Source organism: Xanthomonas sp. (assembly GCF_017163755.1).
Taxonomy (GTDB): Bacteria; Pseudomonadota; Gammaproteobacteria; order Xanthomonadales; family Xanthomonadaceae; genus Xanthomonas_A.
Genome location: NZ_JAFIWC010000028.1, coordinates 1 through 25908 on the forward strand (window position 1 = coordinate 1; position 25908 = coordinate 25908).

The 25908-nt window shown below is 69.9% G+C and carries 19 protein-coding genes; 5 read left to right on the top strand and 14 right to left on the bottom strand.

The genetic code is table 11. From position 1 onward, the window contains the following. Positions 1 to 282: 282 nt before the first annotated feature. The gene (locus JR065_RS17200) at positions 283 to 477 is read right to left on the bottom strand and encodes a rubredoxin (protein WP_206235553.1); all 195 of its coding nucleotides are present in this window, start codon (positions 475 to 477) and stop codon (positions 283 to 285) included. A gap of 72 nt (positions 478 to 549) precedes the next feature. Between JR065_RS17200 and thiE the strand changes: the two genes are divergently transcribed. After that, positions 550 to 1182, top strand: coding sequence for a thiamine phosphate synthase (gene thiE / locus JR065_RS17205; RefSeq protein ID WP_206235554.1), 633 nt, complete (start codon positions 550 to 552; stop codon positions 1180 to 1182). A 231-nt stretch (positions 1183 to 1413) separates the two neighbouring features. Here thiE and JR065_RS17210 read toward each other — a convergent pair whose 3' ends face one another. Together JR065_RS17210 and JR065_RS17215 are read right to left on the bottom strand one after the other, a co-directional pair. Beyond that, positions 1414 to 2652, bottom strand: a complete 1239-nt coding sequence (locus JR065_RS17210) for a dipeptidase (protein ID WP_206235556.1) — start codon at positions 2650 to 2652, stop codon at positions 1414 to 1416. A gap of 100 nt (positions 2653 to 2752) precedes the next feature. After that, positions 2753 to 5920 carry a TonB-dependent receptor gene (locus JR065_RS17215; protein WP_206235557.1) on the bottom strand — a complete coding sequence of 1056 codons (3168 nt, stop codon included), beginning with the start codon at positions 5918 to 5920 and terminating at the stop codon, positions 2753 to 2755. A 315-nt stretch (positions 5921 to 6235) separates the two neighbouring features. Between JR065_RS17215 and hemL the strand changes: the two genes are divergently transcribed. Further along, positions 6236 to 7528, top strand: a complete 1293-nt coding sequence (hemL, locus tag JR065_RS17220; RefSeq protein WP_206235558.1) for a glutamate-1-semialdehyde 2,1-aminomutase — start codon at positions 6236 to 6238, stop codon at positions 7526 to 7528. Between the two features lie 221 nt (positions 7529 to 7749). Next, entirely contained in the window at positions 7750 to 10530 is a 2781-nt protein-coding gene (locus JR065_RS17225; protein ID WP_206235560.1) for a LuxR C-terminal-related transcriptional regulator, read from the top strand. Positions 10531 to 10880: 350 nt separating this feature from the next. On the opposite strand, the gene azu is transcribed toward JR065_RS17225, so the two are convergent. The 6 genes from azu to JR065_RS17255 all read right to left on the bottom strand — a co-directional run bounded on the left by azu (position 10881) and on the right by JR065_RS17255 (position 17682). Continuing rightward, on the bottom strand, positions 10881 to 11321 hold the full coding sequence (azu, locus tag JR065_RS17230) for an azurin (RefSeq protein ID WP_206235605.1): 441 nt from the start codon (positions 11319 to 11321) through the stop codon (positions 10881 to 10883). A gap of 166 nt (positions 11322 to 11487) precedes the next feature. Beyond that, a complete protein-coding gene (locus JR065_RS17235; RefSeq protein WP_206235561.1) occupies positions 11488 to 12663 on the bottom strand; it encodes a pyridoxal phosphate-dependent aminotransferase in 1176 nt (391 codons plus the stop codon). Between the two features lie 30 nt (positions 12664 to 12693). Beyond that, positions 12694 to 13203 (bottom strand): RidA family protein, encoded by a 510-nt coding sequence (locus JR065_RS17240; RefSeq protein WP_206235562.1) that lies wholly within the window; start codon positions 13201 to 13203, stop codon positions 12694 to 12696. A gap of 39 nt (positions 13204 to 13242) precedes the next feature. Continuing rightward, positions 13243 to 13650 (bottom strand): c-type cytochrome, encoded by a 408-nt coding sequence (locus JR065_RS17245; protein WP_206235607.1) that lies wholly within the window; start codon positions 13648 to 13650, stop codon positions 13243 to 13245. Positions 13651 to 13667: 17 nt separating this feature from the next. Continuing rightward, a complete protein-coding gene (locus JR065_RS17250) occupies positions 13668 to 15266 on the bottom strand; it encodes an NAD(P)/FAD-dependent oxidoreductase (RefSeq protein WP_206235563.1) in 1599 nt (532 codons plus the stop codon). Positions 15267 to 15363: 97 nt separating this feature from the next. Beyond that, the gene (locus JR065_RS17255; protein WP_241093708.1) at positions 15364 to 17682 is read right to left on the bottom strand and encodes a TonB-dependent receptor; all 2319 of its coding nucleotides are present in this window, start codon (positions 17680 to 17682) and stop codon (positions 15364 to 15366) included. 434 nt (positions 17683 to 18116) lie between these two features. Between JR065_RS17255 and JR065_RS17260 the strand changes: the two genes are divergently transcribed. After that, a complete protein-coding gene (locus JR065_RS17260; RefSeq protein ID WP_241093712.1) occupies positions 18117 to 18755 on the top strand; it encodes an HAD-IA family hydrolase in 639 nt (212 codons plus the stop codon). Between the two features lie 417 nt (positions 18756 to 19172). On the opposite strand, the gene JR065_RS17265 is transcribed toward JR065_RS17260, so the two are convergent. From JR065_RS17265 to JR065_RS17280, 4 genes are all read right to left on the bottom strand, one after another. Further along, positions 19173 to 20405: an acetylornithine transaminase gene (locus JR065_RS17265; protein ID WP_206235565.1), complete on the bottom strand. Its 1233-nt coding sequence runs from the start codon at positions 20403 to 20405 to the stop codon at positions 19173 to 19175. Between the two features lie 91 nt (positions 20406 to 20496). Beyond that, positions 20497 to 20919, bottom strand: a complete 423-nt coding sequence (locus JR065_RS17270) for a VOC family protein (RefSeq protein ID WP_206235566.1) — start codon at positions 20917 to 20919, stop codon at positions 20497 to 20499. Positions 20920 to 21373: 454 nt separating this feature from the next. Next, positions 21374 to 22189 carry an SDR family oxidoreductase gene (locus JR065_RS17275; protein WP_206235567.1) on the bottom strand — a complete coding sequence of 272 codons (816 nt, stop codon included), beginning with the start codon at positions 22187 to 22189 and terminating at the stop codon, positions 21374 to 21376. 112 nt (positions 22190 to 22301) lie between these two features. Further along, the gene (locus JR065_RS17280) at positions 22302 to 22964 is read right to left on the bottom strand and encodes a serine/threonine protein kinase (RefSeq protein WP_206235568.1); all 663 of its coding nucleotides are present in this window, start codon (positions 22962 to 22964) and stop codon (positions 22302 to 22304) included. A gap of 49 nt (positions 22965 to 23013) precedes the next feature. Here JR065_RS17280 and JR065_RS17285 point away from each other — a divergent pair, with 49 nt between their 5' ends. Further along, positions 23014 to 25029, top strand: coding sequence for a bifunctional DedA family/phosphatase PAP2 family protein (locus JR065_RS17285; protein ID WP_206235569.1), 2016 nt, complete (start codon positions 23014 to 23016; stop codon positions 25027 to 25029). 299 nt (positions 25030 to 25328) lie between these two features. Here the strand turns inward: JR065_RS17285 and JR065_RS17290 are convergent, their stop codons facing one another. Next, complete coding sequence (locus JR065_RS17290) at positions 25329 to 25907, bottom strand: LON peptidase substrate-binding domain-containing protein (protein ID WP_206235570.1); 579 nt, start codon at positions 25905 to 25907, stop codon at positions 25329 to 25331. Position 25908: the final 1 nt, after the last annotated feature.

The window sequence follows — 25908 nt, forward strand, 5'->3', positions numbered from 1 at the left end:
GCCGGGACCGGGGACCGGGGACCGGGGAAGGCTCTTTGGCCTCGCTTGCCTGTCAAGCGCTTTGAAATTATCTGCGTGGACCTGAATCTGGAAACCACGCAAAACCCCCAATACAACCAACCGCCAGCCGCGGGCGCTATCTGCTGTTCGCCGATACCGACCCGCGCCAACACGCCATTGCTGGCAGCGGCGCTATGCGCGTTGCACCCCCTCAAACCGGCGCGTTCTACTTCGTGGCCGCGCTTTTCCGGGTCCCCGGTCCCTGGTCCCCGGTCCCGGCTTCTACCCCTCCATCTCCACCATCTCGAAATCGTCCTTGGTCACGCCGCAGTCCGGGCAGGTCCAGGTATCGGGCACGTCTTCCCAACGGGTGCCGGGGGCGATGCCCTCTTCCGGCAGGCCGTCGGCTTCGTTGTAGAGGAATCCGCAGACGACGCACATCCAGGTGCGGTAGGTGGTGGCGGTGGTGTCGCTCATCGGATAATCGCGGTCTACAGGCCGGGCGGAGCCGCATTGTCCCACCCCGGCCTTCGCATCGGAAGGCTCACCATGAACGCATCCCCTTCGCCACGCGGCGTGTACCTGATCACTCCCGACGACGACGACGGCGAGCGCCTGCTGGCGCGCGTGGCACCGCTGCTGGGCCAGGGCGTGACCTGGCTGCAATACCGCAACAAGCGCGCCGACGCGGCGCAGCGCCTGCATCAGGCGGCCGCATTGCAGGCGCTGTGCGCGCAGGCCGGGGTGCCGCTGATCGTCAACGACGACGTCGACCTGGCGCTGGCGGTGGGCGCGGCCGGCGTGCACCTGGGCCAGGACGACGGCGACCTGGCCGCCGCGCGCGCGCGGCTGGGCGGCGATGCGCTGATCGGCGCGTCGTGCTATGCGGACCTGGCGCTGGCCCGGGCCGCGGTCGCCGCCGGCGCCAGCTATGTCGCCTTCGGCGCGTTCTTCCCCAGCCTCAGCAAGGCCACCACCGCGCAGGCCACGCCGGCGCTGCTGGCCGCCGCCGCGGACCTGGGCGTGCCGCGCGTGGCCATCGGCGGCTTGACCCCGGAGAACTGCGGCCCGGCGATCGCCGCCGGCGCCGACCTGCTCGCGGTCATCAGCGGCGTCTGTTCGGCACCCGACCCGCTCGCCGCGCTGCGTGCGTATCGCGCGTGCTTTCCGGAGCTGCGCTAGGGTCTGTTAACGCTATCGGGATAGGCCACGTTGTCATGCCCGGCGTCCAGGCGGTCGTGCGTGGCGCCGCGGCAGGCTGGCCGCCTGTCCAAGCCGCGCGCGGCCGCCTTGGCGCCGGACAGGGCAGCGCCGCGACCTCGTGCCATCGGTTCGGTTCGCATCTGCCGCGTACGATGGCGCGCGCCTCCCGTCGCGTCGGGACCTCGCCGCCGCGCCGGCGGCTCTGCCGGTTCACTTCAGTTCGGCGATGGCGGCCGGATCGGCCTGCGCCTGCACCCGCTCGAGCAGGCGCAGCAGGTTGCCGCCCCAGATGTTGGCGATCTGCTGTTCGCTGTAGCCGGCCTGCAGCAGGCGCTCGGTGATGCGCGGCAGCTGCGAGACGTCCTCCAGTCCGGCCACGCCGCCACCGCCGTCCCAGTCCGCGCCCAGGCCGACATGGTCGGGACCGGCGACCTCGAGGATGTGCAGGATGTGCTTCATGTAGTCGTCGAAGGTCGCGCGCGCGACGCCGTACTTGGCGTCCAGTGCCTTGCGCCTGGCCATCACCTCGCGGTACTGCCCGGGCTTGATCGCCTGGCGCCCGCCGTAGCCGGCGAACAGCGCGCGCAGTTCCTCGCCGTAGGCGGGATCGCGGTTGCCCGGGATCAGGTAACCGGACAGCGAATTGACCTGGATCACGCCGCCCTTGGCCGCCAGCTTGCGGATGCGCGCGTCGTCGATGTTGCGCGGATGCGCATTGAGCTCGCCGGAGGCGGTGTGCGACAGGATGATGGGGGCGGTGGACAGTTCCAGCAGTTGGTCGAACACCGCGTCGGAGGCGTGCGACTGGTCGAGCACGATGCCCAGGCGGTTGGCCTGCGCCACCAGTGCCCTGCCCTTCGGGCTGAGCCCGTGCCACTGCGGCCCCTTGCTGTCGGTGGAGGAATCGGCGAAGTCGTTGTTGCTGGTATGCACCAGCCCGAGCATGCGCACGCCGAGCCGGTAGTAGGCGCTCAGCAGCGTCGGATCGGCGGCCAGCGGCGAGGCGTTCTCTATGCTGATGTAGACCGAGCGCCTGCCGGCGGCCTTGATCCTGGCCGCGTCCCCGGGCCCGGTGGCCAGTTCGAACTTGTCCGGATGGGCGGCGACCATCTCGCGGATCTGCGCCAGGCGCTGCAGGCCGAAGTCGCGCGCCTGGCGGTTGCCCGCTTCGCTGCGCTCGCCCTGCGCGGTGTAGATCACCCAGAAGCCGCCGTCCAGCCCGCCTTCGAGCATGCGCGGATAGTCGACCTGGGTGCCGTCTTCGTCGTAGTGGTGGTGGTCGAGGATGTTCCAGCCGGGGCGCGCGAGATTGGCCGGCGTGTCCAGGTGCGTGTCCAGCACCGGGAAGCGCGCATGCAGCGCGCGCGCCCGCGACAGCCCGTCGGCGGCCGACAGGTCGCCCCAACAGGCCAGGCACAACAGCAGCAGGAAAGGACAGGGCTTGGCCATCGGGTATCGGCTCGTACGCAGCGCGGGCATCGGCGGTGCGCGCCGGTGCCTTCGCCAAGGGAAAAGGGCCCGGCCCGCCGCGCGGCGGGCCGGTGCGTGGTCAGAAGTCGTAGCTGAGCGTGACCCGGCCCGAGCGCGGCGCTTGATACGCCACCACCTGGTCCCATAGCGGGTTCGTGCTGTTGTCGGGAAGCTGCGAGAACGGATAGATGTTGGTCGCGGTCTGCTCGTTGGTCACGTTGAACACGTCCAGTCGCAACGCCAGCTTGCCGTCGGCGAACGCAGGCTTGTAGGTCACGCCCAGGTCGAGCTGGGCGATCCAGCCCAGGCGTCCCTGCGAGCCGGGAGGCGACGGGTCGCCGGTGCCGGTTTCGGCGTTGTAGCAGAAGTGATAGGGGCCACCGGTGATCGCGCTGCCGCCGTATCCGGCCGGGTCCCTGCCGGGATAGGTGTCGCCGTAGTAGTTGCCCAGGCAGTTGCGCGGCGCGCCCGAGATCAGGCTGAAATTGGCCGATGCGCCCCACTGCGGGGTGAACTGGTAGAAACCCAGCAGCTTCAGCTGGTGGCGGTGATCGTTGGATTGATCGCCGTTGAAGTGCTCCATCAATGCCGCGTGGTCCCAGCTCTGCGTGGTGGAGACCGAGGCCTGGCCCTGGTAGCTGCCCAGCGCGCCGCCGGTGCGCCACAGGTCCGAGCGTACCTGGCCTTCGGTGGTGCCGTAGCTGTGCGACCACACGTAGTTGGCCTTCGCATACCACTTGCCGTCGAACGGACGCTCCAGATTGAATTCCAGCGCCGAATAGTTGCGCTTGAACTCCGGGAAGCCCGCCGCCTGGCGGCTCACCGACACCTCATGGAACTGCCCGTCGGTGCCGATCACGCCCCAGGTGTTGGTCTGCCCGGGGTTGATCAGCGCCGCGCCGGAGACTTGCGACCAGTCGATGGTGACGCCCTGCGCGGCGGCGGCCTCGATCAGCGCGGTGTTGGAGACGTCGTAGTTCTGGTCGTCGATACCGGCGTTCAGGCGGCGATGGGTGCCGCGGAACCCGAACACCCAGCCGCTCTCCAGCTGCTGGGTGAAGCCCAGGATGATCTCGTCCTGGTTCTCGCCCTCGATGTCCTTGGCCACCGCCGTGCGCACGTCGGCGATGCGGCCGAAGCGCGAGTTGGCCGACACCGCCGAACCCAGCTGCTGGGCGAGCACCGGCGTGCCGTCGGCGTTGACGCCGCTGTAGGTGAAGTAGGTGTCGGTGTTGGTCGCCGGCGTGAACAACCCGACCGGCGACAAAGGCAGGCCCAGATAGTAGCGGCCGACGCTGCCGAACACCTTCAGGCTGGAATCGCCGTTGACGTCCCAGCTGAAGCCCAGGCGCGGCGCCCAGGCATCGTCGACGTCGATGTAGGCGGCGCCGAACGGGGTGTAGTTGGTGAACTCGTCCTTGCGCAGCCCCAGGCTGAGCAGCAGGTTGTCGGTGACCTGCCACTTGTCTTCGATGTAGTACGCGCGCTGCTTGGCTTCGTAGGAATAGAGGCTGGTGTTGACGGTACGGATGACGTAGTAGCCCTGCGCCCCGTAGACCGGATCCACCAGGCCCGGACTCGGCGCGCCGACGCCGCCGGCCTCGTTCGCCGACTGGCTCACCAGGCCGCCGGTCTGCAGGCCGAGCGGATCGCTGGTCTGGCCGTACGTCCACGAATAGCCGGGGCCCGACAGGATCGACCCCACGTCCGTGCCCTTGGACTTCTGGTTGTCGATGCCGAAGTTGAGCGTGTGCTTGCCCACGCGCCATTCCAGATTCAGCCGCTGGTTGTCCTTCTCGTATTCGCGGTCCGGCGAACTCACCGAGGTGACCAGCTGCCGGCCGATGATCGGCGCGCCGCCGACATAGGCGGGGTTCTGCAGCGCCGCGCTGATGATCACCGGCCCGTTGCCGGCGTCGTAGTTGTACGCGGTCAGTTCGTCCGGGGTCTTCATCTTGCCGTACAGCGCGGTCAGGGTGATGTTGTCGCCGAAATAGCCGGTGTATTTTCCGGAGAACAGCGTCGGCCCGGTCTTCCACGTGGACTCGTCGGTGAGATAGCTGCCGCGCTCGCGATTGACGTAGTCGTAGCGGTAGATGGAGCCTTGGGTTTCGGCTTCGTCGCTGGCGCCGGTCACCTCCAGCAGATGGTTGTCGGTGATGTACCAGTCCAGCTTGGCGTACCAGCGCTTCTGTTCGTAGTCGTAGTCGGTCAGGCCGCCGGTGCGTCCGTTGTCCGAATCGCGATTGGAGACCGCGCGCACGCCGTCGGAATCCACCTTCTCCGCGGCCAGGAAGAAGAACAGCTTGTCCTGGACGATCGGACCGCCGATGTAGGCGCTGTACGTGGTCTGGCTGGCTTCGGCCTCGCTCTGCGGCTGGTACAGGCCGTTGGCCGAGCGCGCGTACCGGTAGGCGGCGTTGTTCACGCTGCTGCCCTGGCTGTCGGGACGCCAGTACAGATCGCGCTGGTTGGCCTTGAGGCCGTTCGGCTCCCAGATCACCGCCGCGCCGAACTTCCATTCGTTGCTGCCGCGCTTGCCGATCTGGTTGATCACCCCGCCGTTGGAGCGGCCGTACTGCGCGCCGTAGCCGCCGGTGAAGATTTCCTGTTGATCGATGGCGCCATACGGCAGGGTCAGCCCGCCCAGGCTGTTGCTGGCGGTGGTGGTGTTGAAGCCGTTGAGATAGTAGGCGTTCTCGCTGGCCGCCGAGCCGCCGAAACTGGGCAGCGAGCCGCCGAGCGGGCCGTTGTCGAAGCCGCCGCTGTTGACCACCACGCCCGGCGCCAGCAGCGCGATGGCTTCGGCGGTGCGCCCCAACGGCAACTGCTGCAGTTGTTCGGCGGTGATCACGGTGCGCGTGTCCACGCTGCTCACGTCGATCGGCGACAACCCCGAGGCGTTCACGGTGACCCCTTCCAGGGTCTGCACACCGGCCGCGGAGAACGACACGTCGGTGCTCGCGCCGACGGTGATGCCGACGTTCTCGCGGGTCTGCACCACCGCGCCATCGCGCTTGACCGTCACCGTATAGGTGCCCAGCGGCAGGTTGCCGGCCTGATAGCGGCCGCGCGCGTCCACCGGCACCTCGCGACTGAACCCGCTGTTGTTCTCCACCAGCACGCTCTGGCCGGCGCCATCGGCGACGCTGCCGGCGATGCTGCCGGTGGTGGACTGTGCGAAGGCGCCGCCGGCGGCGGCGGCCAGCGCGAGCGCCAGGGCGCTCTTGCGGATCAATCGATTCATGCTCTCTCCCCGAAGATTGAAAATCGTTGGCATCCCAACGAAAAAGGCGCAGCGCGACGCCGGGCGGCGATCCGCCCTAACACTCTGGAAAACCTGCCCGATGCATGACCAATCACCATCGGCTATCAGGTCATGCGTCCCCTGGCCGCTTCGATAGTAGGCAGCGCGCCACGCGGCACACCCGCCCGCGACGGGTAGGTCCCCCGCTTGCGGGTAGGGGCGGCATGGCGCAGACCGGCGGCAGCCGCGACAATGGGCGACATCGCTCCGCGCCCGGCCTATCGGCCCCGCCAGCCCCGTCAAGGATTCCCCGCCATGAACCATTCCCGCTCCCACGCCCTCTTCAGCCAGGCGCAGTCGCTGATTCCCGGCGGCGTCAACTCCCCGGTCCGCGCCTTCAAGTCGGTCGGCGGCGAGCCGTTCTTCGTACAGCGCGCCGATGGTCCCTACCTGTACGACGTGGACGGCAACCGCTACATCGACTACGTCGGCTCGTGGGGCCCGATGATCGCCGGCCACAACCATCCGGCGGTGCGCGAGGCGGTACAGCGCGCGATCGGCGACGGGCTGTCGTTCGGCGCGCCGTGCGCGGCCGAGGTGACCATGGCGCAGACCCTCGCCCGGCTGGTGCCGTCGTGCGAGATGGTGCGCATGGTCAATTCGGGCACCGAGGCCACGCTGTCGGCGATCCGCCTGGCGCGCGGCGCCACCGGGCGCAGCCGCATCGTCAAGTTCGAAGGCTGCTACCACGGTCATGGCGACTCGTTCCTGGTCAAGGCCGGCAGCGGCATGCTGACCCTGGGCGTGCCGACCTCGCCGGGCGTGCCGGCCGGCCTGAGCGAGCTCACCGCCACGCTCAGCTACAACGATTTCGACGGCGCCACCGCGCTGTTCGACCAGATCGGCGGGGAGATCGCCGCGGTGATCATCGAACCGGTGGTCGGCAACGCCAATTGCATCCCGCCGCGCGAAGGCTACCTGCAGCACCTGCGCGCGCTGTGCACGCAGCACGGCGCGCTGCTGATCTTCGACGAGGTGATGACCGGTTTCCGCGTCGCGCTGGGCGGCGCGCAGGCGCACTACGGCGTCGTCCCGGACCTGAGCACCTTCGGCAAGATCATCGGCGGCGGCATGCCGGTGGGCGCCTATGGCGGGCGCGCCGAGCTGATGCGGCAGATCGCCCCGTCCGGGCCGATCTACCAGGCCGGCACGCTCAGCGGCAACCCGGTGGCGATGGCGGCGGGCCTGGCGATGCTGGAACTGGTGCAGGCCCCGGGCTTCCACCAGCGCCTGGGCGATGCCACCGCGCGCCTGTGCGCCGGACTGGAGGACGCCGCGCGCCAAGCCGGCGTGGCGGTCACCACCAACCAGGTCGGCGCCATGTTCGGCCTGTTCTTCACCGATCAGAAAGTGGAAACCTATGCGCAGGCCACCGCCTGCGACATCGGCGCGTTCAACCGCTTCTTCCACGCGATGCTCGAGCGCGGCGTGTTCCTGGCGCCGTCGGCCTACGAGGCCGGGTTCGTGTCCAGCGCGCACGATGAGGCTGTGATCGCGGCGACCGTAGCAGCCGCGCGCGAGGCGTTCCAGGTCGTCGCCAGCGGCTGAACCCGCAAAGCGTGCGCTCGCGGCTTTTGCTTTTGTAGCCAACGTGTCATAAGTTGGCCACAGACCGCCAACGGACGGCAGAGGGCGGGGGCCCATGGATTCGGCGCAGCTTCGTTGCCTTCCGCGGTCCGCGCGGCAGGGCGCGCAGCGCGGCCGCTTCCGTACCGTTTCCGGAACCGCCAGAAGGCGCGACGGAAGCAGATCCAGACATTCCTGGCGTCATGCTCAAGCCTGTCACGTTGTTGAACCCGCGTTCGTCGCCGGGCGCGCACGATTGCATGGCTGTGCCCGATTGGGTGCTGGTCGACAAGCTGGTGCCGCCGCGGCAGCGTGTGGCTGCGGTGCCGCGCGAAGCGTTGCTGCAGCACCTGCAACGCGCCGCCGAGCTGCCGCTGGCGCTGCTGCTGGCGCCACCGGGCTTCGGCAAGACCACGCTGCTCGCGCAATGGCATCAGCGCCTGCGCGAGCGCGGCGACATCGGCGTGGCGTGGTTGTCGCTGGACGAGGACGACGCCGATCCGGCGCGCTTCCTGGCCTACCTGGCGCTCGCCGTGCAGGAGGCGGGCCTGGAGCTGGGCGCGGCGCTGCAGGGGCAACTGCTGCAGCACGGCCAGGACCTGGACGTGGCGACGACGCTCGCCGGCCTGATCCGCGCGATCCGCGCCGCGCCGCGGCGCCTGCTGGTGATCGTCGACGACTACGACCGCGGCCACAGCGCCGCGGTCGACGATGCGGTGCTGCGCCTGGTCGACCACGCCGGCGGCCCGTTGCATCTGCTGCTGGCCACCCGCCGCGCGCCGGCGCTGCCGCTGGCGCGCCTGGCGCTGCAGGGCCGGGTCGAACGCATCGGCCCGCGCGAGCTGGCGCTGGACGAACACGAGACGGTGGCGCTGCTCGGTCCGCAGGTGCCGCTGGAGATGGCGCGGCAGCTGCGCCGGCAGACCGAAGGCTGGGCCGTGGCGCTGCAGCTGGCGGGGCTGTGGATGGGCGACGACGAACAGCGCCGGCACGACATCGGCCGCTTCTCCGGGCGCACCGCGGAACTGGCCGCCTACCTGGCCGAGCAGGTGTTCAACGACCTGGATCCGGAGCTGCGCGAGTTCCTGCTGCAGCTCTCGCCGCTGGACCGCTTCAACGCCGCCCTGGCCGACGCGGTGCGCGATCGCCACGACAGCGGCGTGCTGCTCGCGCGGCTCGGGCATTTCCAGGGCCTGCTGGTGTCGCTGGACGGCGAGCACGAATGGTTCCGCTTCCATCCGCTGTTCGCCGACTACCTGCACCAGCAGCTGGAGCGCACCGCGCCGGCGCTGCCGCCGTTGCTGCACCGGCGCGCGGCGCACTGGTTCGACGCGCACGGCCAGCTGCTCGACTCGGTGCGCCATGCGCTGCGCGGCGACGCCATCGACGCGGCGGCCGACAGCATCGCCCGCGCCGGCACCTGGCAATTGCTGCTGCGCCACGGCACCGCGCCGGTGCGCGCGCTGCTGCGCCTGTTCCCGCGGCGCAGCGTCGGCGAACGGCCGGCGCTGAACCTGACCCAGGCCTACCTGCACATGAAGCTGGGCGAGTTCGACCATGCGCAGACCCTGCTCGAGCGCTTCCGCGATTTTCCCGAGCCGCTGCGCGCGCCGTTCGAGCGCGACTACACCGTGGTGGTGGCGCTGCTGCGCGACCTGCTCGACCAGGTGTGCGGCAATCCGCGCGGCTTGCCGCAACTGGCCGCGCAGGCCGCGGCGCTGGACGAGGACGACCATCTGGGCCGCGGCACGCTGTGGTGCATCTGCGCCACCACCGCGCTGGGCCGTGCCGAGTTCGACGCCGCCGAGCGCTATGCGCGCATGGCCGGCACCGCGATGCAGCGCAGCGGCAGCGAGGTCGGCGCCAACTACGCGCTGACCCACCTGGCGCAGAGCCACTACTACCGCGGCCAGCTCGACCAGGCCGAGGCGATCTGCCGCCAGGCGCTGGCCCTGGCGCAGCGCCAGCAGCAGCTCGACGGCGCCTTGCACGCGGTCGGCCAATGCCTGCTGGCGCAGTTGCAATGCGAGCGCGGCCGCTACGACGACGCCGCCGACTGTCTGCAGCCGGCGCTGGCCTTCCTGGAGCAGCACGACGGCTGGCTGGACATCTTCGCCGCCGGCTACGAGACCGCGCTGGTGCTGGCGCGGCAGCGCGACCGCAGCGGGCGCGCCGCGCTCGACCTGCTCGACCACATCGATCGCGTCGCGCACGCGCGGCGGCTGAGCCGGCTGAGCGACCTGGCGCTGGCCTGGCGGCTGGACGTGCTGCTCGACCAGCCGCCTTCGCCGGCGGTGGACCTGCTGGTGGCGCGCAGCGGCGGCGAGTCGCGCTTCGCGCACGCGCTGGCGCAGCCGCAGGACTGGCGCTTCCGCGCCGCGCTGGGGTTCGCCCTGGCGCGCTGGCATCGCCTGTCCGGACGCGCCAGTGCCGCGCTGGCGGTGCTGCATGGCGTGGAGGCGGCCTGCGAAGCCGCCGGCAACCGCTGCCATCTGGCCCGAACCCGCGCGCACATCGCGCTGGTGCTGCACGATCGCGGCCAGTCGGCGGCGGCGCTGCCGTATCTGCGCGACGCGCTGGCGCACGTCGCCGCCACCCAGAGCTGGCAATGCGTGCTGGAGCTGGGCGTACCCGGCAAGGCGCTGTTGCGCCTGGCGCGGCAGCAGGACCCGCAGGCCGCGCCGAACACCACGCTGGCGATGACGATCCAGACCCTGCTGGACAAGCTGCGCCACGACCAGGACAACGGCGCCGAACTGTTCAGCGAGCGCGAACGGGAAGTGCTCGCGCTGCTGGCGCAGGGCGATGCCAACAAGCAGATCGCGCGCCGCCTGGCGCTGTCGGAGAACACGGTCAAGTTCCACCTGAAGAACCTGTACCGCAAGCTGGAGGCCGGCAGCCGCGAAGCGGCGCTGGCCAGCGCGCTGCAGCGCGGGCTGTTGCGGCGCGCAGCGCCGCCGGCGCTGGACCCGGGGTCGGACTGACCGCGGCGCGTCTGCGCCGGCCGTGGGTTTTTCCATTCGCCGGGGCGTTCCGCTCGCTGGCCAGCGGATCACGTACTGTTGGTGCCGGTTTGCTGCGATGTGCTGCGCCGCGCCGGACTTCGTCTCCATCGAGCGGCGTTTTCAGCCGGCGCCTGGCCCCGGACCCTCACCCCAACCCCTCTCCCGGCGGGAGAGGGGCCAAGGCGCGCTGTGGCGGCTCCCTTCTCCCACCGGGAGAGGCGCTAAGGCGCGCGTGGCGGCTCCCTTCTCCCACCGGGAGAAGGTGGCCCGCAGGGCCGGATGAGGGTACGAGCGAAGCCTCGCGCACCCGACTCTTCCCTGATCCATTTTCAGCCGAAGACGAACTTGCCCTTCATTATCGCCCAGTGGCCCGGGAACGAGCAGAAGAAGGTGTAGTCGCCGCCCTTGCTCAACTTGGCGGTGGAGAACTTGACGGTATCGGTCTGCCCGGCGCCGATCACCTTGGTATGGGCGATGACCCGCGGGTCGTTCTTCGGCAGATAGTTGTCGGCCAGGCTGGAACCGGTGCCGGCATTGGCCACCGCCTGGAAATCGGCGGTCTTGGTCAGCACCCAGTTGTGGCCCATCACCGCCGCGTCCAGCTTGCCGCTGTGCTTGAGCGTCAGCGCCACCTCGGTGCAGTCGGCGGCGAGCTTGATCTGCGACTGGTCGAACGTCATCTGGTCGGTGCCGGTGATGGTCACCGCACAGGTCTTGGACCAGGCCGCGGGCGCGAACGCCAGTGCGGCCAGGACCAGCAACGGAGACAGATACTTCGGTTTCAAGACGGACTCCTCGAACGTTGGGGATGGCGCAGTGTCGTGCGTGTCGCCGCCGCCCGATGCGCGCGGGCCGGCGTCGCCCCGACTGTCTGCCTTTGCGCGAACGTTTGTCAACGCGCTTCGTTCGTGCATTGCAACATGCGCTGCGCCGGCCTCAGGCGTCGCGGAAGAACGCCTGCAGCGGATCGCGCAGCGCCACCGCCGGCGCCACCGGCAGCGGCCCGCGCTTTCCCGCCGCGACCTGCGCGAACGCTTCCTTGAAGCGCGCCATCTCCGCCGCGGTGCCGATGGTGATGCGCGAGCAGGTCGGCCATACCGGCCAGCTGCGCCCGACGAACACGCCGTAGCTGGCCATCGCGTCCATGAACTCCTTCGCCGGCCGCTTCACGTCGACCATGAAGCAGTTGCTCTCCGACGCGGTGCAGGCATGGCCCTGCGCGCCCAGCCAGGCGACGACGTCCTGGCGCAGCGCGCGGTTGAGCGCGCGCCGCTGCGGCACCAGCGCCGGATCGCGCAGGCTGGCCAATCCGGCCGCCACCGCGGTCACCGGCAGGCTGTTGACGCTGTAGAACTTGAGCCGGTCCAGCAGGTCCGGACGCGCCACCGCGTAGCCCAGGCGGATGCCGGCCATGCCGTAGAGCTTGGAGAAGGTGCGCAGCACGATCACCTCCTCGCCCGCCGCGACGCGGTCGACCATGCTCGCCGCGCTGTCGGCGAAATGCAGGTAGGCCTCGTCGACCACCAGCACGCTGCCCTTGGGCTTGTGCGCCAGCGCGTAGTCCAGGTCCTTGCGCGCGGTGACCGAGCCGGTGGGATTGTTCGGGTTGCAGATGTAGATCACGCCGGCCTTGGCGTCGACCGCGCACATCGCCCGCACGTCGTGCGCATGGTCCTTGCGCAACGGCACCTTGATCACCGTGGCGCCGTTGCGCGCGGCCGCGCGCCAGCCGGACTCGAAGGTGGGGTCGGCCGTGACCAGCGCCGCGCCCGGCGAGGTGAAGGCGAGCATGGCGTAGTCCAGCGGCTCGGTGGAGCCGGCATAGGCCATCAGATGGTCCATCGGCACGCCGAGCTGGCCGGCCAGCGTCCGCAGAAACTCCACTTGCAGCTCGCGCAGGTAGCGCCCGCCGCTGGGGCCGATCTCGGTCATCGCGCGCAGCGCCGCCGGCGACGGGCCGAGCGGATGCTCGTTGGCGTTGATCATCACCGGCGCCAGTCCCGCGGCCGGCGCGGCGACGGCCTGCGCCAGCCACGGCGCGCCGAGGCCGGCGCCGGCGAGCAGTGCCGAGTCCTTGAGGAAGTTGCGGCGCGAACGCGACGGCTGCTGCATGACGGTGCTCCCTGGACGATGGCGAAGCGGCTACGGGCGCACGGCGACCACTTCGATCTCGATGCGGTACAGCGGATTGCCCAGCGCGGCGATCTGGAACGCCGAGCGCGCCGGCAGATTGGGCTGCTCCTTGGTGCCGAAGAACTGCCGGTAGCCTTCCATGAAGCCGGCGAAGTCCATCTTGCCGCCCAGCGCCGGATCGCCGACCAGGAACGCCTGCATCTTGACCACGTCGCCCATGCCCAGGCCCATGCCTTCGAGCTGGGCCTTGAGCTGCGACAGCACGCTGATGGTCTGCGCCTTGGTGTCGCCGTAGGCGGCCTGCGAGTCCTTCGGCGCGCTGGCGTCGATCGGGCGCGGCACTGCGCCGCTGAGGTAGACGGTGGTCTTGCCGGCCGGGATCTCCACCGCGGCGGAAATCGGGAAATCGCTGTTGGGGATCTTGTGCCGCACGACCTCGGCGGCGCCGGCCAGTGCCGGCAGCCACGACGCGGCGCACAGGCCGCCGCGCAACACCCATGAAACGGAAGAACGACGCATGCTGGAATCCTCGCAGATGAAGGGAAGGAACGACGCATCTCAATGCCGCAGCGCGCGCACCTCCTCGGCGCCGAGCCTGCCGGGATAGTCGTTGCCGAACTGCGTGCGCACATACTGCACCACCTCGGCGACCTGCTGGTCACTGAGCATCGCGCCGAAGCCGGGCATGCCGCCGCGGCCGTCGAGCACCATCATCGCCACGTAGGGCGCCGCCGCCAGCTTCGGATTGCCGGCCAGCGCGGGATACTCGCCGCCGCCGAGCGCGCCCTGCCCGCCGGGCATGTGGCAGCCCTGGCAGATCGCGGCGTAGACGGTGCTCCCGGAAGCGGTGGAGAACGTGGCCTGCGGATACAGCGGCGTGGCATCGGAACTCTGCGCCAGCGCCGGAACGGCCGTCGGCGGCAGCATCAGGCCGACGATCGCCGCGGCGATCGCCACGCACGCCATCCAGCCGCGCCAGCGCGTCATGCGCGGCCTCCCGCGACCACGCGCCGGTGCAGCCGTTCGATCGCATCCAGCGCCGAGGTGATCGCGCCTTCCTGCCACGCCGGAATGTACGAGGCGTGCTCGCCGGCCAGCGCGATACGGCCATCGACCTGGCACAGGTTCTCGTAGTGCTCGGCGCGCGCGGCCTCGCTCCACATGCCGAAGCAGCCGTGGGTGAACGGCACCCGATGCCAGCCCACGGCGATGCCGTTGTCGAACTCGCGCGGGTACTGCGGATGCAGCTGGGCGCCGTATTCCACCGCCTTGGCCACGCGCTGCTGCGGGCTCATCGAGGTGAACTCGAACGCCTCCAGTCCCCACACGTAGGCACCGAGCAGCACGCCCTTGCCGGCGCTCTGGAAGCCAGTGCTCGGATAGCTGATCAGGCTGATCGGCAGGTCGGTATAGCTGATGCCGCCGTAGATCGCCTCGTCCTCTTCCCAGAAGCGGCGCTTGAACTGCAGCCCGACCTTCACCGACGCCGCATACGGCACCTGGCCGATCGCGGCGGCCATCTTCTCGCCCACCGCGATCGGGATGCGGCTGAGGATCGACAGCGGGATCGTGCAGATGCACCAGTCGGCCTGGGCCACCTGCTCGCCGCCGCTGCCGTCCTGGTAGGCGACGCTGACCCCCTGCGCATCCTGGTCGATGCGGGTGACCTTGGCGCCGTAGCGTATGCCGTCGCCGATCTGGCGCGCGAACGCCTTGCCGATCTGGTCCATGCCGCCAACCGGCTGGAACATCGTGGTCTGCATCTCGTAGTTGTTGCCCGCCGCCAACGTGGTCCACAGCCGCGAGCGCAGGATGTCCTGGGTGGTGAACGGTTCGGAGAACTCCGGCTTGCCGGACAGGCCGCCGCCGGGATATCTGGCGAAGCCGCGGCGCTCGCTGCTCTCGCGGCCCTTGACGTAGCCGAAGTCCTTGTCCAGCGCGCCCCAGTTGCGCAGCGACTCGAGCAGGACCTCCTGGTCCTCGCGCTGCACCAGCGCATCCAGCGCGCCTTGCCGGGTGCTCTTGGCCAGCAGTTCGGCCACATGCCCCTTGTAGTCGGCATCGATGTCGCGGAAGCGCTGCGGCTTGCCGCCGAAGCCCTCGCGGCTGTGCAGCAGCGCATTGAAGTTGAGCTGCACGAACGGCTCCAGCGCCACCCCGAACCGCTTGCAGTAGGCCAGCACCGCCTTGTGGTGGTGCGGGATGCGCCACGGGCCGGGATTGAGGTACATCCCGTCGTCGAAGCCGCACTGCTGCTCGAAGCCGCCCAGTTCGGTGTAGCGGTCGCCGCCGCGCAGCGTCCAGTTGCGCCCGCCCGGACGCGCGTTGTACTCGAGCACCTGCACCCGGTAGCCGGCCTTGCGCAGTTCGTAGGCCGCGGTCAGCCCGGCCAGGCCGGCGCCGAGGATCAGCACCGATGCGCCCCTGGCGTCGCCGTCCAGCCGCGGCACGCCGTTGAAGCGCGATTCGGCGGCCATGCCCAGGCTGTGCATCGCCTGGTACATCATCGCCCCGCCGCCGGCCAGGCCGATCCTGGCGAGCAACTGGCGGCGGGTCATCGCCCCTGGGGAATTGGCTTGCATCGCATCTCCGAAGAATCACTCGCCGGCACCGCCGCCCGCGCTCCGCGCCTGCATCGTGCGACGCGGCGCGGAGCGCAGCGGCCGGGCGCCGTTCGCATCAGAACTTGTAGGACAGGCTGGCGAAGATCTGCCGCGGCGCGACCAGGTTGTAGGAGCCGGAACTCTCGTTCGGGAACACCGCGCCGATCGCGTCGTCCTTGTCGAGCAGGTTGTACACGGACACCTGCAGCCGGCCGCCGGGCATGAACCCGTCGCTGCCGCCCTGGTAGCCGACGCTGCCGTTGACGATCACCGTCGAATCGACCTGGTCGGTGTTGAGCGTGTCGCCGTAGCGCTTGCCGGTGTACTTGGCGTCGAGATTGGCGAAGAAATGTTCGCCCTCCCAACCGCCGTTGACGCTGAACATGAACTTCGGCGAATCCGGCACCTCGTTGCCCTTGACCGGCACTAGGTCGCCGCTGACCGGGCCGAAATAGTCGTCCTGGAATTCGGACTTGTTGTAGGTCAGCGACGCGCCCAGGCGCCAGCCGTCGGCCGGACGCCACATGCCGGAGACTTCCGCACCGTAGGTCTCCACGTCGCCGACGTTGGCGTAGATGGTCGGCGCCACCACCAGCGGATTGGGATCGGTCAGGGCGATGATGCGGTTGTCGTAGTTCACCTTGTACAAGGCGATGTAGCCGCTCCAGATCGCCGACTCGGCGCGGATGCCGACGTCGATGTTCTTCGACTCCTCCGGCTTGATGTCCGGGTTGAACGCGCCGGAAGTCAGCGCCAGGCGCGGCGCCGAACTGAAGTTCTCGGCGTAGTTGCCGAACACCTGCACGGTCTGGCTGAGCGAGAAGCTGGCGCCGACCTGGGGCTGGAACCAGTCGCTGTTCTTGATCGTGGTCTGGCGGGTGAGGCTGTTGTTGAAATCGTCCAGGTTGGCGATGCCGCGGTAGTCGCGCTTGACGTCCAGGCCCTTGGCGCCGAACTCCAGGGTCAGGCGATCTTCCAGCAGGCGCAGCGTGTCCTTGACGTAGAGCTGCTTGACGTCGGTGGAGAAGTGGTTGTCGTAGTAGATGACGATCGGCAACGCCCCCTTCAGCAGCGCGCCGCTGGCCGGGTCCAGGTTGTACAGCGGGCGCACTTGGTCGAAATCGTAGGTCTCGTACCAGCCGCCGATCTCCAGCTTGTTGTGCTCGGTTTCCCACGACACCGCGGCGGTCAGCCCGTAGCGGTCGCCGCCCATGATCTCCTCGCGCCGGGTCATCGCGCCGACGTGGGTGACGTTGCCGTCGGCATCGACCTGCTGCGGATCGAGGATGGCGATGTCGGTGCGTCCGGGGGTACCGGCGATGGCGTCGTTGTACAGCCCGGTGGCGGTGCTCGGCGGGGTGCCGCCGATGCCGTAGCCGTGTTTGTTCTCGTAGTAGCCGGTGAACTTGAAGCCGATCGCGTCGTCGAACAGGAAATCGCCGCCCAGGCTCAGCAGCGAATCGCGGCGCCCGTTCTGCCACTCGGTGTAGTGCTCGGCGTCGACCTCGGGATTGCCGGTGATGCGCTCGTGCAGGTCCCAGGCCACCGAGCCGTCGGAGTTGTACGCCTGCACGTCGTAGTCCTTGCGGTTGTTGTAGATCCAGCCCAGGGTCAGGCTGCCCACGTCCCAGGCCTGGCGGATCTTGGCCTCGAAGTGGTCGCTCTTCTGCGTGGCCTGCTCCAGGTCCCAGACCCCGCCCTGGGTACGCGAGGCGGACACGTAGGCCGTCGGCCCGCCTTCCCACCAGTCCGGCGTATCCAGCCGCACGAACGTGCGCACCAGGCTGTCCGAGCCGATGGTCTGGGTTAGGTTGCCGCTCCAGCTGTCGCCCCCCTTCGGCGCCAGGCTGGTGTAGCGGATGGCACCGCCGAGCGCGTGGTAGGACGGCTGGGTGACGTCGCCGGAGCCGGCGGAGACGGTCACGTCCATCAGGTTCTCGCTGGAAACGTAGCGGGTGATGGGTCCGCCCTCGCGGGTGTCGTAGGTCTCGATCGGGATGCCATCCAGGGTCACGCCGATCTGGTTGGCGGAAAAGCCGCGGATGCTCATCGAGTCGCCGAACTCGTACAGGCCGAACGGATCGGTGGTCTGCACGTTGACCCCGGGCAGCGTGGCCAGCAACGCCTGCGGCGCCACGCCCGGCACCTGGCTTTCGATTTCCGTCACCGAAATGGTGGCGGTGGTGCGGCTGGAGCCGGTGCCGACGACGCTGATCGCGTCCAGCGTGGTGGCCTGGCCACCGCCGCTTTCGGCCGACTGCGCCTGCGCCCACAGCGGCGCGCCGGCCAGGCATAGCGCCATCGACGCCAACGGTAGCGCACCCGGGCGGCGCGAGCCGCGGACGATGACTGAAACGGCATGCGCCAGACGTGCGGCCTTGATGCGTTTACCCATTGCGATCGCCCCTAGTGGCTGGTGATGGAATCCGCACTCCCTGCCCGTGCGCTGCGGCTCCCCGAACCGGCGCGGCGCCGCGGCGAGGCGGCATGGACGACCATAACCATCGCTTCACTTCTCACCGATCGTTGCCGCGGGTAGGTGCCGGGTGGGCGGGTAGGTCGGCGACGGCGCGCGTGGCCCGCGGCCGCGCTCAGCAGAGCGCGCGATACTGCGCGCACGGCGGCGATCAACCGTCCGCGATCGCGCTCGGTGCGCGCCCAGCGCGGCCTACCCGAAGGTACGCGCGCCATCGATCCCGCCGCGAAACGGCGGCGGCTATCGCTGGCGACGGCGGATGCAGGCGCTGGCGGTCTTGGCTACCCTGGGCGTCACTTGCAGCCTCGGCGCGCGCTCGCTTGCCCACCCACCTCCATCCACGCACCAGCGCACTGCGCGATGCGCCGACCCGGGCGATCGCGGCGCCGCCGCGACTGCTGCTGCTCGACTTCGACGGCGTGCTGGCCGGCTATTCGCGCGCGGACCGCGTCGCGCACCTGGCCGCGCACTGCGGCTGCGAAGCGGCGCGGGTGCGGCAGGTGCTGTTCGAGTCCGGGCTGGAGGCGGCCTACGACGGCGGCGCCATCGCCACCGCCGATTACCTGCAACGGCTCGGCGAGGGCCTGGGCGCGCAGGTGGGCGAGGCCGATTGGATCGCCGCGCGCGTGGCCGGCAACCGTGGCGACGCCGGCGTGATCGAAACCGTGCTGGCGCTCGCCGGCCGCGTGGAGGTCGGCGTACTCACCAACAACGGCGCGCTGATGGCGCAGGCCATTGCGCGGATCGTGCCGGCGCTGTTTCCGTTGCTGCACGGGCGCGTGCTGTGCAGCGGCACGTTGGGCGGGCGCAAGCCGCAGGCCGAGGTCTACCGGCGCGCGCTCGCCCGCTTCAATGCCGATGCACGGCATACGCTGTTCGTCGACGACCTGTTCGTCAACGTGCGCGGCGCACGCGCGATCGGCATGCACGCCGAAACCGCTAGCGGCGCACGCGCCTTCCGCCGCGCATTGGCGCGGCACGGCTTGCCCTGAAATGACCCGCGGGCAACCGGCAGATCCGTCGTCGCTGTCGCCTGCTATTGCGCGCTATTGCAGCGGACTGCGTTGCCGTTGCTCAGGATCTTGATCTTGCCGCTTAGAGCGCGGTGATGGACAGGTGCAGCCCGCAGGGGATACCGCGCAGATGCGTGGCGTCTTCCGTTGGCACGTGGATGTGCCAGCGGAAAATTCCTGTCCATCTCGCGCATCGGAGCACAGCGCAGGGCGCGCGTCCGGGGTCTGCTTGACCAGCCTTCGGCCGTTGTAAAGCGCTTCTTTGGCGACCTTGATCAGCCTAAGGCTGCTGTAGAGCGCTCTTTGCACAGGCAAACAACATGACTCGCGCAACGCGCGAATGCTCTGCCCTGATGTCGATGTCCCGCCAACGCTCACTCACCGCCATCAACCGTTTCAACGCTTGCCGGCGTAGTCCTGCAGCGCCGCGCGCAACCGCTTCAGGCCCTCGGCCACTTCCTGGTCGGTGATGTTCAACGACGGCACGAAGCGCAGCACGTCCGGCCCGGCCTGCAGCGTCAGCAGGCCATGCGCCGCCGCATGATCCAGGATCACCCCGGCCTGCCCCGCGTGCGCCGCATCCAGCACCGCGCCGAGCATCAAGCCGCGCCCGCGCACCTGCGCAAACAGCTTGAACTCCTCGTTGAGCGCGGCCAGTCCCTGGCGCAAGGCGCTGGACTGGCGCGACACGTTCGCGGCGATCTGCGCCGAGGCCAGCTTGCGCAGCGCCACCCGCGCCACCGCCGCGGCCAGCGGATTGCCGCCGAAGGTGGTGCCGTGCGTACCGAACTGCATCGTCTGCGCCACCTTCGGCCCGGCCAGCATCGCGCCGATCGGGAAACCGCCGCCCAACGCCTTGGCCAGGGTCACGATGTCCGGGGTCACCTCGTCCTGCCAGTGCGCGAACAAGGTGCCGGTGCGGCCCATGCCGCACTGGATCTCGTCCAGCACCAGCAGCGCGTCGTGGTGGTCGCACAGCGCGCGCACCCGCGCCAGGAAGCCCGGCGCGGCCGGCATCACACCGCCCTCGCCCTGCACCGGCTCGACCAGCACCGCGGCCACGTCGCCGGCCGCCATCGCCGTTTCCAGCTGCACGACGTCGTTGAAGTCCACGTAGCGAAACCCGCCCGGCAGCGGTTCGTAGCCTTCCTGGTATTTCGGCTGCGCGGTCGCGGTGACCGCGGCCAGGGTACGGCCGTGGAAGCTGCCGCGGAAGGTCACGATGACCCGTTGCTGCGGCGCGCGGCCCTGCGCGGCGGCCCACTTGCGCACCAGCTTGATCGCCACCTCGTTGGCCTCCGAGCCGGAGTTGCACAGGAACACGCGCTGCGCGAAGCGCGACGCCGACACCAGTTCCTCGGCCAGGCGCAGCGGCGGTTCGCTGTAGAACACGTTGCTGGTATGCCACAGCTTGCCGGCCTGCTCGACCAGCGCCGCGAGCAGGTCCGGATCGTTGTGGCCGAGCCCGCACACGGCGATGCCCGCCGACAGGTCGATGTAGTCACGGCCTTCGCTGTCCCACACCCTGGCGCCCTGGCCGCGCTCCAGCACCAGCTGGCGCGGGCGGTAGATCGGCAGGTAGTAACGCTGGCCGAGAGCGAGCAGATCCGCGGCGGAGGAAGCGGTCATCGAAGGAACACCCTGCGGGAAAGCGTTCGATTATAGGACCGCCAGCGGCGTATGCCGGCGCCGGCCGCGTCCGGCGCCGCGGCCGGCGGCGTCACCAGACGCCGGTATTGGGCATCGACGCCCACGGCTCGGCCGGCGGCAGCGCGTCGCCCTTCTGCAGCAGTTCGATCGAGATCAGGTCCGGGCTGCGCACGAAAGCCATGCGCCCGTCGCGCGGCGGGCGGTTGATGACGATGCCCTGCGCCTGCAGGTGCGCGCACGTCGCGTAGATGTCGTCGACCTCGAACGCCAGGTGGCCGAAGTTGCGCGCGCTGCCGTAGTCCTCGTCCGAGCCCCAGTTGTAGGTCAGCTCGACCTCGGCCTCCGGATTGGCCGGCGCGCCGAAGTACACCAGGGTGAACTTGCCGGCTTCGTTGTCGATGCGGCGGGTCTCGTGCAGGCCCAGGCCTTCGGTGAAGAACTTGCTGGTCTTCTCCAGGTCGTGGACGCGGATCATGGCGTGCAGGTATTTCATGGCAACAACTCCAGTGGCTGGGGGAACCGGCGGGATCGGCAGGCGCCGCGGCGGGATCCTGTACAAGCGTATAGGGTAGCGTCCGCGGCGGGCAGGCGCGGGCTACGGGGCAGGCGCCAAGCGCACGGCAGTACGACGGAAGCCTCTGCTCAAGGCCCCTGCGCGATCACAGCGCACGCAAGTGCGGCAGGAGCAACCCAATGGCCCTCAGGCCATTCGCCTCGATGAACGAGTTGCGGAGCTTCCGGGCTGCGGACGGGAGTGTGTCGGGGCTGAAGCCTCCTACAGTGCGCTGGCCCACTGAGTAACTCCGAGCGACGAACGGATCGGTGAACTTGCCGGGCTGCGTCGAGGTTGGATCCCCTTCTACGGATGCACCAGGCACGCGCGCATCGCCACCACAGGGTCCTGCCATCCAGGCCACCGCCTTGCCGCTCCGGCTCATGCCGCGCATTCAATCCAGGAACAGATCCGGCAGCAACGGCCGCGTCGGATCCGCCGCGTAGGCGGAAAGATCGGCGACCCCCGCCGCGGCCAACACCTCGTCGTCGATCAGGAACTGGCCATGGAAGCCCGCCGCGGCGCGGGTGAGCACCGCATGCGCGGCGTCGGCCATGATCTCCGGACGCCGGCCGTTGCCCGCATCGACCCCGGGGATCATGTTCAACGCCTCGGTCGCGATCAGCGTGCGCGGCCACAGCGCATTGACCGCCACGCCCTGCGGGCCGAACTCGCCGGCCAGGCCCAGGGTCACGAAGCTCATGCCCATCTTGGCCAGGGTGTAGCCGGTATGCGGCGCCCACCATTTCGGATCCAGCGACGGCGGCGGCGCCAGGGTCAGGATATGCGGATTGGCGCTGCGCAGCAGGTGCGGCAGGCAGGCCTGCGCGCACAGGAAGCTGCCGCGCGCGTTGACCTGCTGCATCAGGTCGAAGCGCTTCATCGGCGTGTCCAGCGCGCCGCGCAGCCAGATCGCGCTGGCGTTGTTGACCAGGATGTCGATGCCGCCGAACGCCTCGACCGTCGCGGCGACCGCGGCGCGTACCTGCTCCTCCTCGCGGATGTCGCACTTCAGCGCCAGGCCGCGCCCGCCGGCCGCCTCGACCGCCTCGGCCGCGCTGTGGATGGTGCCCGGCAGCTTCGGATTGGGCACCGACGACTTGGCCGCGATCGCCACGTTGGCGCCGTCGCGTGCCGCCCGCAGCGCGATCGCCAGGCCGATGCCGCGCGAGGCGCCGGTGATGAACAGGGTTTTGCCGGTTAGATTCACGGGACTCGGGACTCGGGACTCGGGACTGGCAACAGCTTAGCTCCGCTCAGCGGCAGACACCGCAAATCCGCTTTTCCGAGTCCCGAGTCCCGGGTCCCGAGTCCCGCTCCATTCAGGGCTTCGGCCCCTGCCCCTCGTTGTCTTCCCACTTCAGGATGCGCCTGGTCACGAAGCGGTAGACCGGCTTGCCGGTGGCGAACCACAGCTCGCGCACCCACGAATGGCGCTTGAGCAGGCGCAGTTCGACCGGGGTCAGCGCCTGGCGGCAGTACATGCGCTTGTGTTTGAGCAGGTGCCGCAGGTCCTCGCGCGCCAGCAGCCGCATCCAGCGCGAACGTGGCGCGCCGCGCACCGCCAGCTGGAAATCGATCAGCGCCGGGGTGCCGTCCTCCAGCACCAGCCAGTTGGCCTCCTTGGCCAGGTCGTTGTGCGCCACGCCGCGCCGATGCACCTGCTGCAGCAGGCGCCGCGCGGCGCGGAAGTAGGCCAGGTCGCCGCGCGGCGGGCGCTGGTACATCGCCTCGCCGGCCAGGTAGCTGCGGTCCAGGAAGGTCCCGTCCCAGCGCAGCAGCTGCGGCGTGGCCGCCATGCCGTCGAGCTGGCGCAGCGCCCGCGCCTCGCGCCGCGCCAGCCACCGCGCCGGCCAGCGCAGCCACCACGGCGAGGCCGACAGGTCGCGGCGCACGAACCGCGCCGCGCCCTCGCGCAGCAGCAGGATCCGCCCGAAGCTGTCGGACTTGAGGATCTGGCTCGAAGCGGCGGACGGGTCGGTCATCACGCCAGTTTAAGCGGAACGCCATCCTCGCCCACCTATAATCCCTCCCATGAATTCATCCTGGATCGACGCCACGCTGGAGTGGGTCGCAGCGCACCCGCTCCTGGCCGGCGTGGTCATCTTCGCCATCGCGTTCTGCGATGCGGTCATTGTGCTGGGCACCATCGTGCCGGCGTTGCCGTTGCTGTTTGCGATCGGCGTGCTGATCGGGCTGGGGCAGATCTCCGGCCCGTACGCGGTGGTCAGCGCGGCACTGGGCGCGCTGGCCGGCGATGCGCTCAGCTACTGGGTCGGCCACCGCTGGGGCCACCAGCTGCGCAACTACTGGCCGTTCCGGCGCTATCCGCAACTGCTGGACCGCGGCGAGGCGATGTTCCGCCGCAATGCCTTCAAGAGCATCCTGATCGCGCGCTACGTAGGCGCGATCCGCCCGTTCGTGCCGGCGGTGGCGGGCATGATGAAGATGCCGCTGCGCCGCTATTTCCTGGCCAGCGGCGTGGCCGCGGTGACCTGGGCGCTGCTGTTCCTGGGCCCGGGCTGGCTGCTGGGCCAGGCCTACGATGCGGTGGCCGCGGTCGCCGGGCGGCTGTTCCTGGTGCTGGGCCTGCTGCTGCTGGCGCTGGGCCTGGTGTGGGCGATCGTGCTGTACGGTTATCGCTGGTCGGCCGGGCACATCGATGCGCTGCTGGCGCGCGCGCTGGACTGGTCGCGGCGGCACCCGGTGCTGGGCCGCTACTCGATCGCGGTGTTCGACCCGCAGCGGCGCGAGTCGGTGCCGCTGGCGATGCTGGCGCTGATGCTGCTGGCACTGGGCTGGGGCTGGTTCGCGCTGCTGATGGTGGTGGTGGCGCACGGCGAACCGCTGCGGCTGGACCTGGCCGTGCACGACCTGATGCTGGCGCTGCGCAACCCGCTGGCCGACTACCCGATGGCCGCGCTGGCTTCGCTCGGCGACTGGCAGGTGCTGGCGCCGGCCACCACGCTGGGCATGGCCTACCTGATCTGGCGCCGGCGCTGGATGGCCGCGGCGCACTGGCTGGCCGCGCTGGCCTTCGGCCTGGCGCTGACCAAGCTGCTCGGCAACACCATGCACGTGGTGCGCCCGCCGGCGGCCAGCAGCGGCTTCGGCTTCCCGTCGGTGGCGGTGACCCTGGCCACGATCAGCTTCGGCTTCTTCGCCGTGCTGATCGCGCGCGAACTGCCGGGGCGCTCGCGGGTGTGGCCGTACCTGCTGTCCGGCGTGGTGGTGACCCTGATCGGCTTCGCGCGCCTGTACCTGGGCGCGCACTGGCTCAGCGACGTGGTCGGCGGCATGCTGTTCGGCATCTTCTGGCTGCTGGTGCTGGGCATCGCCTACCGCCGCCGCTTCAACCGCGCGTTCTGGATGAAGCCGCTGGCCTGGCTGTTCTATGGCGGCTTCGTGCTCGCCGCGCTGTGGTACGCGCCGCGCAACCTGGAGCACAAGCTGGCCAAGTTCCAGCCGCCGCCGCCGGTGTTGCTGGACCTGCAGGCCGGCGCCTGGTGGGACCACGAATGGCGGGTGCTGCCGTCGCGCCGCAACGAGTTCGACGACAACCAGCGCTGGCCGCTGGACCTGCAGGTGGCCGGGCCGCTTGCGCCGCTGCAGCGCAAGCTCGAGGCCGCCGGCTGGCGTGCGCAGCCGCAGGCCGGCTGGCAGCAGGCATTGCAGCTGCTGGACTACCAGGCCAAGTCCGAGCACGTGCCGGTGCTGCCGGCGACGCTGGACACGCAGGTGGAGTCGCTGCTGATGCTGCGCCCCGGCCCGCGCCCGGACGAACTGTACGCGCTGCGCCTGTGGCCGGCCCCGGCGCAGCTGCAGCCGGGCAACGTGCCGCTGTGGCTGGGCAGCGCGCAGAGCCTGCGCTACGAGCGCCATTTCAACCTGGTCGGGCTGTGGCGCCCGCTGCGCGGCGCCGATCCGGCGCTCAACGCGGTCACCGACGCGCTGCAGGGCCTGCCGCTGCGCAAGGACAGCCATCGTCCGTCCGGCGTGCCGGTGCTGCTGGTGCGCAGCGAGGGCGAGGCGTCGGCCGGAGCGCAGTAACGCCCGTCCACTCCAGCCGCTCACCGCTGGCGGAACGCATGGCGGAGCAACTGTGGGAGCGGCTTCAGCCGCGACCGGCATTTACCGACACGATGACTCAAGGCCACCTTGCGTGGCGCACGCGTCGGCTCCGTAGTGCGGAACAACGCCCCCAGCCGCCGATGGCCCGTGTCGCGGCTGAAGCCGCTCCTACAACGCTCGATCGTGCCTGGATGCGGCCGACTAAGCGCCTAGCAGGCGCATGACCGTTCGCCACGCATCCGGCGCCGGCACCCCTCGCGAATCCCCAATCCCCGCCGTCAAGGTATCCACGACAGCAACTGCTCCAGCCGCTGATGCGGATCGTCCTCCTGCAGCAGCGACAGCCGCTGGCGCTCGTCCAGCGGCAGCATCTCGGCCAGCCGCCAGCCGACCCAGCCAGCCTGGTCCAGCAGCCGCGGCCCGGCCACCGGGTACACGTCGGCCGCCTGGTCGAGGATGCTGTCCAGCACCGTCGCCAGCAGCGCGTGCTGCGGGAGCAGTTCGTCGTCGCTGTCCGGCTCGCACCATTGCACGTCGCCGACCACCAGGCCGTTGTCGCGCACGCGGCTGCGCAGCACGTGGAAACGCCGCGCACCGCGCAGGCTCAGCACCAGCACGCCGTCGGCGCCGACGTCGAAATCGACGATCCGCGCCTCGGTGCCGAATGCGGCCGGCACCGCCGGCGCGCCGGTCTCGCTGCCGTCCAGGATCAGGCACACGCCGAAACCGCCGCCGTTGCGGCCGCATTCGCGCACCAGGTCCAGATAGCGCCGCTCGAACACGCGCAGCTTGATCGAGGCTCCCGGCAGCAGCACCGAATGCAGTGGAAACAGCGGCAGCGCGACCAACTCGTTCATC